Genomic DNA, 11,656 nt, shown 5'->3' with positions numbered 1-11,656 from the left:
GGCAGCGGGACCGTGACCGCTCGGTGCCGCCGGGCGCCCATCGTCGGGCGGACTCGGGGCCCGCGCAGTGCCCGCGGCGGTGACCCGCGCCCGCAAAGGTGACCCACGTCGCTCGTTCAGCGCCCACTATGGGGCGAGGGCTCGGGCGTCGACGGATCCCGGGCCGGGATGGAGAACCGATGAAGGTCCGGATCGGCATTGGCTTCGGCAGCGTCGCGCCGGCCGGGTTCGCGGCCCTGGTGGACCGGCTCGAGAAGCTCGAGATCGACTCGCTGTGGCTGTCCGAGCAGCTCTCCACGCCCGCCGTGGACCCGCTCGCCGGGATGGCCTTCGCCCTGGGCCGCACCAGCCGGCTGAAGATCGGTACCGGGGTGGCGGTGCTGCCGGGTCGCAATCCGGTGCTGCTCGCCAAGCAGCTGGCGTCGCTGGCGCTGCTCGCCCCGCGTCGGGTGCTGCCGGTGCTCGGCCTCGCCCCGGGCCGGCCGGCCGACCGGCCCGCCTACCCGCTTCCCCCGGGGCGGACCGGGGCCCAGGCCGCGCCGACGGCGGGCCGCCGAGGCGAGGTGTTCGACGAGGCCCTGGATGTCCTGCGCCGGCTGCTGCGCGAGCCGCGGGTGACCTTCCACGGCGAGTTCTTCGACTTCACCGACGTCGGTATCGGGGAGCTGCCCACCCGACCGCTGGACATCTGGCTCGGCGGCGCGGCCCCGGCCGCCCTGCGTCGGATCGGCCGCTTCGGCGACGGCTGGCTGGCGAGCATGGTCAGCCCCGAGCAGGCGGCGGCCGGCATCGCCGAGATCAACGCGGCCGCTGCGGCGGCCGGCCGGCGGATCGACGACGACCACTTCGGGCTGAGCCTGCGCGTCGCCTTCGCGCCGCCGGCCGCCGACTCGCTGGCGGCGCTGCGGGGGCGCTACCCCGATGTCGATCCGGCGCGGCTCATGCCGGTCGGGTGGGCCGCGGCGCGAGAGCTGATCGGCGAGTACCTCGCCGCCGGGGTGAGCAAGTTCGTCGTCCACCCGATGACGACGCCGGACGGCTGGCCGAGCTTCCTCGATTCCTTCGCGGCCGAACTGATGCCACTTGAGAACTGACGCCATCCGGAACCGCGACGCCATCCGGAACCGCGACGCCATCCGGAAAACGCGACTCAGTCCGGAGAACGGACTCCGTGTCAAGAACGCGAGGCCGTCCGGGATGACGATGACCCGGAGAACCTTGCCTACGGACGATCCGGGCTTGCCGGACAACCCGGACGGCTCCTGGCCCGGTTGGCGGTTACCGATCCGGACTCCGATCGGCGGTACACGGATGGTTTGACGGACGCGCTCCTCGCCGCGGCGCATCACGTGATGCTGAAACCGCCGTCCACCACGAGCGTCTGCCCGGTGACAAAACTGCCGGCGTCCGAGGCCAGGAAGAGCAGCGCGGCGGTCAGTTCCGCCGGCTCCCCGAAGCGACCGTCCAGGACCCGCGTCAACTGCGTCTCGACGTAGCCGGGCTGGTACTCGTCCGTCATCTCGCTGCGGAAGAAGCCGGGGGCGAGCGCATTCACCCGGATGCCCTGGCGGCCGGTCCACTGCTGGGCCAGATCCCGGGTGAGCCCGAACAGCCCGGCCTTGCTGGCCGTGTAGGCGGCCTGCGGCAGCCCGGCGGTCGTCAGGCCCAGCACGCTGGAGATGTTGACGATGCTGCTGCCCGGCCGCATCACTCGGGCGGCGGCCTGCGCCATCCAGTAGCAGCCGCTGAGGTTGACGTCCAGGACGGAGCGGAACTGTTCGGGCGTCTCCTTCAGGGCCGGCACGGCCGTCCCGATCCCGGCGTTGTTGACCAGGACGTCCACCCGGCCGAAGGCCTCCATCGCAGCCGCCGTGATCCGCTCGGCGCTGGCCGGGTCGGCCACGTCGGCGGCGACGGCGAGGGCCCGCCGGCCGGCCGCCTCCACCAGCTTCGCGGTGTCCTCGAGCCGCTCGACCCGCCGGGCGCCGAGGACCACGTCCGCGCCGGCCTCGGCGAGGCCGCGGGCAAAGTCCACCCCGAGACCGGAGGACGCCCCGGTGACGATCGCGACCCGACCGTCCAGCCGGAACCGGTCCAACACCGACATCTGCTGCTCCTTCGCGCCGAGGGTGCCACCGTCGTGCCGGCGGCGGTCGTCACGCGACCCGTGGGCCGCCGGTGCGGACCCGCCGCGAACCGCCGGCGGACCCGGTCTCGCCATGGTGGAAGCGTCGCAGGTGAGGCCCATCGACGCGCCGGGAGTACCGGAGGTGATCGCCTGCGTCTCCTGGGTCACGGCCGGTCGGTTCGGCCCACTGGTGGGAGCACTCCAGGGCCCATCGGTACCGCCAAGGTCTTCCCCTTTCCGGTCTCGCCCGCCACAATCAACCGGGAACGGTGAGCGGCTGACGGGCGGTGCGGATCCGGCATCTGGCGGTATTACCCCGCCGGGGCTGCCGGCATCGCGCCCAAACGCGATCCGGAACAGATGATCTGCGGGTAGAGGGGGTACTGACGATGAGTCGGTTACCCCTACATCGCAGGCCGTGAAGCGAGACAATCCCGTTCACACCGACAGTCGATCGACGACGCTGGGGAAAGCCTCGCGGGAGGAAACGTGGAACGGGCAGAGCGAACGGAAGTCACTCCCCGGGTTCGGACCGAACGTCATGTGGTGGTCGGCGTTCGCTTCGGGGATGTGTCGGATATGGCTGATGTATTGCTGGCCGCTGACCTCGCCGCGCGGCTCGACGCCCATCTCGTGCTCATCGCGACGATGGATCGCTGGTCCCGCTGGGCAAGGTGGACCGCGGGGGTGTACTGCGCCTTCGGCGTCGAGACTGTCATGTGCGCCGCTCGGATCGCCGAGGAGGAGACCCGCGAGGAGCTCGAACGCCGGCTGCGTTCGCTGCTCGACCTCGTCGGCGTCGACTGGAGCGTCCAGTGGGCCACCGGCTCCCCCCGCCGGGCCGCCGTGCGTTACACCCGCCGCCACCCCGACGCGATGGTGATCCTGCGCCCCGAGCGCGCCCGCTGAGCCCACCGCGGTGCCGGCGGCCCGGTCACCGTCCACCGCTCACGTCCAGCACGGCCCCGGTCACGTAGGACGCCTGCGCCGTGCAGAGCCAGGCCACCGCGGCCGCCACCTCCTCGGCCCGGCCCGGCCGGCCCAGTGGCACGGTCGCGCCCAGCCGCCGCGCCCGATCCGGATCCCCGCCCGAGGCGTGGATCTCGGTGTCGATGTATCCCGGGCGAACGCCGTTCACCCTGATGCCCTCCGTGGCGACCTCCTGGGCGAGCCCCAGCGTCATCGTGTCGAGGGCTCCCTTGCTCGCCGCGTAGTCGACGTACGTCCCCGGGCTGCCGAGTCGCGCGGCCGCGGAGGAGACGTTCACGATCGAGCCGCCCGGCCCGCCGTGGCGCGTCGACATCCGGCGCACTGCGGCCCCCGCGCACAGGAAGGCGGCGGTGACGTTGACGGTGAACATCATGTGCAGCCGCGCGTGGTCCATCTCGTCGATCCTGGCCGCGGGGGCGACCACCCCCGCGTTGTTGACCAGAACCGTCACCGGGCCGAGCCGGTCCGCGGCGGCGAACAGGTCGGTGACGGCGGTGGGGTGCGCGAGGTCGGCGGCGGCCGCCGCGGCGGTGACGCCGCGCTCCCGGCACGCCCGCACCACCCGGTCGGCGGCGGCGGAGTCGCTCCGGTAGCCCACGCAGACGTCCCAGCCGAGCCGGGCGAGCGCGACCGAGCAGGCCGCGCCGATCCCACGGCCACCACCCGTGACGACTGCCACTCCGCGCGTACGCGGCTCCGACATAACCATCACTCCTCGTGCTTGTCGAATGACTTACAGGCTCCAGGCCCCAGGCCGCCTGCGCGCCGCCCGGCGAAGCGGTGGGGATGTCCGAAGTGTCGTGGTCCGGTAGTCCCCCCGGCGGCCAGAGGAGCTACCACTACTGTGGCCGAGCGTTGAACATCCGACGCTGACAGTGTCAAATCGCGGTGGAGCCGTCACAGTGCCTCCCTCCGATGCGTCCCTCAGGTGCGTCGGTGTCGTGACGCGACCGTCTCTGTCGTGGCTCGACCGTTCATGTGGCGGATGTCTGACAGCGCATATCGCGTGGCGTGACGGCGGTTCGGAGGAGCACAGTCGTCATCGACACGGTGACCGGTGGGCTCGCGTCGGCTGATGGTCTGCCCGTAGGTCCAGGGCATACCAGGCGGTTCGCGATGGTTGTCGGTCTCGTGCGGGTGGCGGGACCGGTGCGGCCGGGGGTTGGGCCCACCATCCACCGCGGATCGATCGGCGTGGCGCGTCGTGGTGGCCGCGAGACGTTGGGAGGAACACCGATGAGCTGGGCCCCATCCACGGACTCGGCCGATGGCCGCCGCGCGGCGGTGAGCTCGCCCCTGGTCCGGCACGGACTGGGGACGCTGGGCTGCCCGCTGCCGCGAACCTCCAGCGCGCCGCCCGATCAGCTTGGCGGGATCGGCCCGGGCGCCGCCCCGTCGGCGGGGTCGCTCGCCCGGGCGCGCCGGGTGGCCGGGGCGGTGGCGTACGCCGTCAGCCAGCTCCTGCTCATCGCCGTGCTCTACGGGACATACAGCTTCAGCCGCCACCTGGCCAGCGGCCGGGAACCGGCGGCGCTGGCCGCCGCGAAGGACGTCTGGCGGCTCGAACGATTCCTGCACCTGCCCAGCGAGGTCGCCGTCCAGCGGCTGGCGCTGCACTCGCACCTGCTGATCCGGGCCGCGGACTGGTTCTACATCCTCGTCCACTTCCCGTCGGTCATCATACTATTGCTGTGGGTGTTCATCCGGCATCGTCGGCACTGGACGCGCATCCGCAACGTTCTGATCATGACCACGGGCCTGGCGCTGATCATCCATCTGTTGTACCCGTTGGCGCCGCCCCGCTTCCTGCCGTCGGTGCTGCACGTGCCGCTCGTCGACACCGGCGCGGTCTACGGCCCCTCTCCCTACGGGGAGGGCAGCGGCGGGATCGCCAACGAGTACGCGGCGATGCCAAGCCTGCACGTCGGGTGGTCGTTGCTCGAGGCCTGGGCGGTCATCACGATCCTGCACCACCGCGCCCGGTGGCTGATGGTGCTGCACCCGATCCTCACCATCATGGTCGTGGTCGTCACCGCCAACCACTACTGGCTCGACGGCATCGTGGGCTCCTCGCTGGTGGTGCTCTCGATCGTCGTGCTCGACCAGGCCAACCGCAGGTGGGCCCGGCGCGGGCTGAACCGGCACGAGACACCCCTGCGGATCCCGGCACCGGCACCGGGATCGGACGTGCCGGCGTCGACCGTGCCGGCGTCGACCGTGCCGGCATCGACCGTGATGGCATCGGACGTGCCGCCGAACCAGCCGGCATCGTCGCCGGAGGCGGGGGCTGTGCCGGTGGCTGTGCCGGTACCGCGTCCGGAGTCCGGCGGCGGGATAGGGCCGTAGCCAGGGGTACGTAGAGCGGCGGGAGCAACCGCGACCGCGGGCGCACGGACACGGGGTGGTGGCCATGCAGACGGCCGATGTGGCGATCGTGGGAGCGGGGCTCGCCGGGCTTTCGGCCGCCACGCTGCTCGCCGACCAGGGTCTCGGCGTGGTGGTCTGGGAGGCGGCCGACGATGTCGGCGGGCGCGTCCGCACCGACGAGGNGGACGGGNTCCGCCTGGACCGCGGCTTTCAGGTGCTGCTGCCCTCCTACCCCGAGGTCCGGCGTCAGATCGACCTGCCGGCGCTGCGCCCGCGGCCGTTCCTGCGCGGGCTGGTGCTGCGTGACGGCGTCCGGTCGGTGGTGCTCGGCGATCCGATCGGCGGCGCGGACGCGCTCGCGGGCCTGATCCCGGGCCGGGCACTGCGGGCTGCGGACCTGGCCCGGCTGGCGGCCCTCACGGCGCGCGACCGCCTGCGGCCGCCGTCGACGCTGGTCGCGGGACCCGAGCGCAGCACCCGAGAGGATCTGCGGGCCCGCGGTCTGTCCGCCCACGCGATCGACGGGGTGCTCGCGCCGCTGCTGCGCGGCATCTTCCTGGAGGAGGATCTCGCGACCTCGGCCCGGTTCTTCCACCTCGTCTGGCGCAGCTTCGCCAGCCAGGCGCCGGTGCTGCCGGCCGAGGGCATGGCTGCGCTGCCCCGCCAGCTCGCGGCCCGGCTGCGGCCGGGCACGGTGCGGCTGAACTGCCCCGCCGACATCGTCACCCGCGGCGGAGTGCGTTCCCGCGACGGGGAGTCGCTGCGGGCCAGGGCGGTGATCGTCGCCACCGACGGCACCACCGCCGCCCGGCTGGTGCCGGGGATCGCCGAACCGGCCTGGCACGGCGTGACCACCTACTACTTCCGGGCGGACGAACCGCCGCTGCGCCGCGGCGCGCTCGTCGTCGAGGGGGCCGTCGACGCCCGGCGCCCGGCGCGCTCGTCCCGGACCGGACCGGTGATCAACACGGTGGTTCTCAGTGAGGTGGCGCCCTCGTACGCGCCGCCGGGGTCCGCGCTGATCGCCGCCTCGGTGCTGGGCGTGCCCGAGGACGCCCCGGCCGCCGCGGTGCCGCCCGGTCCACTCGACCTCACCGACCCGTTGCGGGCGACGGGTCCGCTCGACCTGACCGACCCGAGCGCGGCGGCCGCGCCGGCCTCGGCGCCGTCCGGCAGCGAACGGGCCGTGCGTGCCCACCTCGGTGCCCTCTACGGCGCCGACACCGCCGGGTGGACGCTGCTGGCCACCTACCCGGTGGCGCGGGCGCTGCCCGACATGACCAGCCCGCGCGTGCTGCGCCGGCCGGTGCGCACCCCGTCCGGCGTCTACGTGTGCGGCGACCATCGGGACACCAGCTCGATCCAGGGCGCCCTGTACTCCGGCCGGCGCGCCGCCGAGGCCGTCCTGGCCGATCTCGGCGTCGCCCGTCCCGACCCCTCCGCGGACAGCGCCAGCAGATGGACCGAGGCCAGCGACGCCGACGCGGGCGTCTACGCCGCCGTCGCCCGGAAACGATGACGGCCGGCCCTCGACCGCTCCCCCTCACCAAAGCGGTCTAGCTGCACCTTTGGTGTAAACCGGCCCGAGGTCTACCCGCGTGGGTGATGATGAAATCCGGCGTCGGCGCTACGATCTGTCCGTCTGTAGCACGATGTTCACCCCGTGGGGTGGTTCACCTGGATGAGAACACGAGTTCCCTGGCCCGCGGCCTGCTGGACGCCGCGCCGGACGCGATCGTGGGCGTCCGGGCGGATGGCCGGATCGCGCTGGTCAACGCCCAGGCCGAGCGCCTGTTCGGCTACACCCGAGAGGAACTGCACGGCGAGCCCGTCGAGATCCTGATCCCCGAGTCCGGCCGCCGCCTCCACCCGCACCACCGCGATTCCTACCTGCACGACCCGCAGCCGCGGCCGATGGGCGCGGGGATGGAGCTCGCCGGCCGTCGCCGCGACGGCAGCGAGTTCCCGGCGGAGATCTCCCTGTCGGCCATCGAGAGCGAGGACGGGCTCCTCATCACGGCAGCGGTCCGGGACGTCACCGACCGCAAACGGACGGAGGCCAAGTTTCGCGGCCTGCTGGACTCGGCGCCGGACGCCATCGTCGCCGTCCTGTCCGACGGCCGGATCGCGCTGGTCAACGCCCAGGCCGAGCGCCTGTTCGGCTACAGCCGCGACGAGCTGCACGGCCAGTCGGTGGAGATCCTCGTGCCGGAGGCCGGCCGGAGTCGCCATCCGCAGCACCGCGAACGCTACTTCCACGATCCGCGGCCGCGGCCGATGGGCGCCCAGATGCAGCTCGCCGCCCGCCGCCGCGACGGCAGTGAGTTCCCGGCGGAGATCTCGCTGTCCGCCCTGGAGACCGAGGACGGCCTGCTCGTCTCGGCGGCGATCCGGGACGTGACCGACCGGCTGGAGGCGCAGGCGGAGCGGGAACGCCTGCGCGCGCAGGCCGAACGCAAGCGGATCGAGGCCCAGCTCCATCAGTCGCAGCGGCTGGAGAGCCTCGGCCAGCTCGCCGGCGGCGTCGCGCACGATTTCAACAACCTGCTTGGTGTGATCATCAACTACACCGCCTTCGTCGGCGAGGTGGTGGCGACGGCGGCCGAACGCGACGGCGGCCAGTGGGAGGCGGCCCGCCGCGACATCGAACAGGTCCAGCGGGCCGCCGAACGGGCCACTCAGCTCACCCACCAGCTCCTCGCCTTCGGCCGCCGGGAGGTCGTCCAACCGCGGGTGCTCAACCTCAACGACGTCGTGTGGGACATCGAGGAGATGCTGCGGCGCACCCTCGGTGAACACGTCGAGCTGATCACCCTGCCGGCCGCCGATCCCTGGCCGGTCTTCGCCGACGCCGGTCAGCTCGAACAGGTGCTGGTCAACCTGGCCGTCAACGCGCGCGACGCGATGCCCGGCGGCGGCAAGCTCACGATCGACACCTCGAACATCCTCGTCCACGAGGACATCGCCGGCGACCGGCCCGGCCTGAAGGCCGGCCGGCACGTCAACCTGCGCATCAGCGACAGCGGCAGCGGCATGGCCCCGGAGACGGTCAGCCGCGCCTTCGAACCGTTCTTCACCACCAAGCGCAAGGGGGAGGGCTCCGGCCTCGGCCTGGCCACCGTGTACGGCATCATCACCCAGGCCGGTGGCCACGCGGAGATCTTCTCCGACGTGGGCCTGGGGACCACGGTGAGCATTCTGCTGCCGGCGGTGGACAGCGTCGCCGCGACTCCCGAACCGATCTTCGACGGGGCCATCCTCACCGGCGGCGAGACCATTCTCGTCGTCGAGGACGAGCGGGCGATGCGCGAGGTCACCCGGCGTCTGCTGGCCCGCAACGGCTACCAGGTCATCACCGCCGCCGACGGGCACCGCGCCGTCGAACTCGCCGTGAGTCACCCCACCGAGATCCATCTGCTGCTGACCGACGTCGTCATGCCGCAGGTCCTCGGCCGGACCGTGGCCACGCTCGTCCGCCGGCACCGGCCGGGCATCCGCGTGCTGTTCATGTCCGGGTACGCCTACCCGGTGCTGGCGCACAACGGGACCCTCGATCCGGGACTGACGCTGCTGGGCAAACCGTTCTCCGAGCAGATGCTGCTGGCGAAGGTGCGGGACGTCCTCGACAACCCGGTCGAGAACTGATCGAGGCGGGGCTGGGTGCCGAAGCTAGGTGCTGGGGCGGTCGAGGCGGAGCGCGGCGCTCCAGCCGCCGTTGGCGGGGTCGTGGCGCAGCTCGACGCCGAGCAGGTCGGCGACCGGGCGCAGCCGTGCGGCCCGCGCCGCGTCCGCGGGCGGCTCGTACCCGCCCGGCCGGACCCGCAGCCGCAGGTCGACCGCGGCCGGCGCGGAGCGCACCGCGAGCCAGGCATGCTCGCCGGTCCCCACCGGGTCGCTCGCCATCAGCAGCAACTGCGCGGCGGCCAGCACCACCGAGATCTCCGCGCGGGTGGGCGGGTGGTCGTCGACCTGGAGATCGGTGTCCAGGCGGTGGACGAGCAGACCGGCGATCCGCAGGGCGAACCCCGCCGCAAGGGACCGGCGCGCGTCGTAGCCGAGGCGGAAGGCGCCCGGCGGTAGCTGTAACGCGCTCGTCGTGGACCGCAGATGGTGCTCGATCCCGGCGACGCGGTCCGCGAGGTCGCCGGCCAGCCGCCGCCGGACGCTGGCCAGTTCGAGCAGGACGGCGGTGAATTCCTGCATAGGGCCGTCGTGCAGTCGTTCGGCCAGCGCCCGGTGCCCGCGCTCCTGCAGGGCGACCATCAGGTGGAGCAGGTCGAGCGCCGGTGCGGGCGGGGAGCCGTCCGGTCCCGGCGGGCGGGGGACGGGGCAGGGCGGGGTCCGCGCCGGAGCGGTCTGCGTCGCGGTCGCCGGTTCGTCGCCGTTGGTCTGTGCCGTCACCCGCCGTCGGCTCCGTGTTCCTGGTCGGCTCCGCGTGCCCGGTCGGCTCCGCGTGCCCGGTCGGCTCCGCGTGCCCGGTCGGCTCCGTGTGCCCGGTCCGCTGGGAGGACCTCGCCAACTGCGGCGACCAGCTCGTCGGCGAGGACCTCGCGAACTGCGGCGATCAGCTCGTCGGCGGTGAACGGTTTGGTCACCACCGGCAGACCAGCCGGCACCGGATCCAGCCCGGCGGCACCCGTCAGGACCAGGCAGCGCGCCGTGACGGCCGGGTCGATCCGGCGCAGCTCGTCGATGAGATCCGCGCCCGAGCGGCCACCGAGCCGCAGATCGATGAGCAGCACGTCGTGGGCGGCGGCGTCGAGCAGCAACGCCTCCTCGACGGAGCCCGCGGCACTCACCCGGAACCCCTCCGCGCACAGGATCCGGCCCAGCAGCGCGCGCAGCATCTCGTTGTCATCGACGACGAGCGCCGTCGGAGCGTCCATTTCCCCACCAGCCTCAGCCGCCGCATCCGCCCAGCACACGTCCCCTCCGCCGCAACGGTACCGGTAACCGGTCGGGCACCAGGGGCTCCCGCCGACTCTCGCCGGCAGTGGGGCCGGCCGGCTGCGCCGTAGCCGCGGCCGCGGGCGGCGGGTGAGCCGCATCACCCCTGCACCGGCCGGTCCTTATGGGCCGCCGCCGCCGGTCAACAGGTCGTCGAGCTCCGCCCAGGTCGGCATCGCGGGGCCGGCGCCCGGACGCTGCACGGCGATGGTGGCGGCGAGGTTGGCGTGGAACAGGGCGGTGGCGGCGGGCAGACCACCGGCGAGGCCGGCGCCGAACGCCCCGCAGAAGCAGTCGTCGGCCCCGGCTGTGTCGACGACCGGGACGCGCCGCGCGGCGAGGGTGACGACCGTCCCGGCGATCCGCGCGCACACCCCGGCGCCGCCGAGGGTGACGACGATGTTGTCGTTCGGTCCGGCGCCGTCGGCGAGCAGGCCGCGCACCTCGACCAGGGCCCGCGGTCCGGGCAACGAGCCGACGCCGACGGCGGCCGGGACCAGGCTCGCGAACTCGTGCTCGTTGACCAGGACCACGTCGGCGGCGGCGAGCAGGTCGGCCTCGGTGACCAGGTCGGCCTCGGTGACCAGGTCGGCCTCGGTGACCAGGTTGGCTGCGGGGGGCCGGTGCGGGGCCGCGTTCAGCAGTGTTCGGGCGCCCGCGGCGCGGGCGCGGTCGAGTGCGGCCGCATTCACCGACGCGGGGATCTCGTTCTGCAACAGCACCACGTCACCCGGGCCTAGCCGCAGCGCATCCAGGCCGCGCGCCGACACGGTGGCGTTGGCGCCCGGCACGATGACGATCACACTCTCGCCGGTCTCGTCGACCGTCGTCACGGCCGTGCCGCTGGGCCCGGCGACGACCGCCAGCGGGGTGACGTCGACCGCCTCGCCGCGCAGGAACTCCCGCAGCGCCGAGCCGAAACCGTCGGAGCCGACAGCGCCCACCATGACCGTCTCGGCGCCCAGCCGGCGGGCCGCCACGGCCTGGTTGGCGCCCCTGCCGCCGGGGGACAGCGTCACGGAGCTCCCGATCACCGTCTCGCCCGGCCCGGGGATGCGATCCGCGCGGGCCGTCACGTCCATGCTGGTCGAGCCGACCACCACGACCCGTCCCACCGCGCGCCTCCCGCGACCTGGTCACCGGCGTGCCGCCTGGATGTCGCCGACGGCCGGGCCTGTCCATCGTGGCAGAGCCGGGCCGCGGCCGGGGGCCGGACGGCCGGGT

10 protein-coding genes and 1 pseudogene are annotated in these 11,656 nt (G+C 73.4%); 6 read left to right on the top strand and 5 right to left on the bottom strand.

Going from position 1 to position 11,656, the window contains the following annotated elements:
* The first annotated feature begins 179 nt into the window (after positions 1-179).
* Positions 180-1,094 carry a TIGR03854 family LLM class F420-dependent oxidoreductase gene (locus FF36_RS19645; RefSeq protein WP_044886577.1) on the top strand — a complete coding sequence of 305 codons (915 nt, stop codon included), beginning with the start codon at positions 180-182 and terminating at the stop codon, positions 1,092-1,094.
* 251 nt (positions 1,095-1,345) lie between these two features.
* Here FF36_RS19645 and FF36_RS19640 read toward each other — a convergent pair whose 3' ends face one another.
* Positions 1,346-2,107, bottom strand: coding sequence for an SDR family NAD(P)-dependent oxidoreductase (locus FF36_RS19640; RefSeq protein WP_044886602.1), 762 nt, complete (start codon positions 2,105-2,107; stop codon positions 1,346-1,348).
* Between the two features lie 600 nt (positions 2,108-2,707).
* On the opposite strand from FF36_RS19640, the gene FF36_RS19635 reads away from it, so the two are divergent.
* On the top strand, positions 2,708-3,037 hold the full coding sequence (locus FF36_RS19635; protein ID WP_242419218.1) for a hypothetical protein: 330 nt from the start codon (positions 2,708-2,710) through the stop codon (positions 3,035-3,037).
* Between the two features lie 25 nt (positions 3,038-3,062).
* Here the strand turns inward: FF36_RS19635 and FF36_RS19630 are convergent, their stop codons facing one another.
* Entirely contained in the window at positions 3,063-3,821 is a 759-nt protein-coding gene (locus FF36_RS19630; RefSeq protein ID WP_044886575.1) for an SDR family oxidoreductase, read from the bottom strand.
* 533 nt (positions 3,822-4,354) lie between these two features.
* On the opposite strand from FF36_RS19630, the gene FF36_RS19625 reads away from it, so the two are divergent.
* The 4 genes and pseudogenes from FF36_RS19625 to FF36_RS19615 all read left to right on the top strand — a co-directional run bounded on the left by FF36_RS19625 (position 4,355) and on the right by FF36_RS19615 (position 9,130).
* On the top strand, positions 4,355-5,464 hold the full coding sequence (locus FF36_RS19625) for a phosphatase PAP2 family protein (protein WP_044886574.1): 1,110 nt from the start codon (positions 4,355-4,357) through the stop codon (positions 5,462-5,464).
* A gap of 64 nt (positions 5,465-5,528) precedes the next feature.
* Positions 5,529-5,667: pseudogene (locus tag FF36_RS40975) on the top strand (FAD-dependent oxidoreductase); the annotation flags it as partial.
* Between the two features lie 9 nt (positions 5,668-5,676).
* A partial coding sequence (locus FF36_RS40970) for an FAD-dependent oxidoreductase (RefSeq protein WP_422615100.1) occupies positions 5,677-7,004 on the top strand: 1,328 nt, incomplete at its 5' end.
* A gap of 83 nt (positions 7,005-7,087) precedes the next feature.
* Positions 7,088-9,130 carry a hybrid sensor histidine kinase/response regulator gene (locus FF36_RS19615; protein WP_082122059.1) on the top strand — a complete coding sequence of 681 codons (2,043 nt, stop codon included), beginning with the start codon at positions 7,088-7,090 and terminating at the stop codon, positions 9,128-9,130.
* A gap of 24 nt (positions 9,131-9,154) precedes the next feature.
* On the opposite strand, the gene FF36_RS19610 is transcribed toward FF36_RS19615, so the two are convergent.
* The 3 genes from FF36_RS19610 to FF36_RS19600 form a co-directional block, all read right to left on the bottom strand.
* Positions 9,155-9,886: a hypothetical protein gene (locus tag FF36_RS19610; RefSeq protein WP_044886573.1), complete on the bottom strand. Its 732-nt coding sequence runs from the start codon at positions 9,884-9,886 to the stop codon at positions 9,155-9,157.
* Positions 9,883-10,371 carry a response regulator gene (locus FF36_RS19605; protein ID WP_044886572.1) on the bottom strand — a complete coding sequence of 163 codons (489 nt, stop codon included), beginning with the start codon at positions 10,369-10,371 and terminating at the stop codon, positions 9,883-9,885. Before FF36_RS19605 ends, FF36_RS19610 begins: the two co-directional genes overlap by 4 nt.
* 183 nt (positions 10,372-10,554) lie before the next feature.
* Positions 10,555-11,547 carry a ribokinase gene (locus FF36_RS19600; RefSeq protein WP_044886571.1) on the bottom strand — a complete coding sequence of 331 codons (993 nt, stop codon included), beginning with the start codon at positions 11,545-11,547 and terminating at the stop codon, positions 10,555-10,557.
* Positions 11,548-11,656 lie beyond the last annotated feature (109 nt).

Source organism: Frankia torreyi (assembly GCF_000948395.1).
In the GTDB taxonomy this organism is placed as follows: Bacteria; Actinomycetota; Actinomycetes; order Frankiales; family Frankiaceae; genus Frankia; species Frankia torreyi.
Note: the sequence above shows the minus strand (reverse complement) of the source record. Positions and strands in the feature narration are given on the sequence as shown.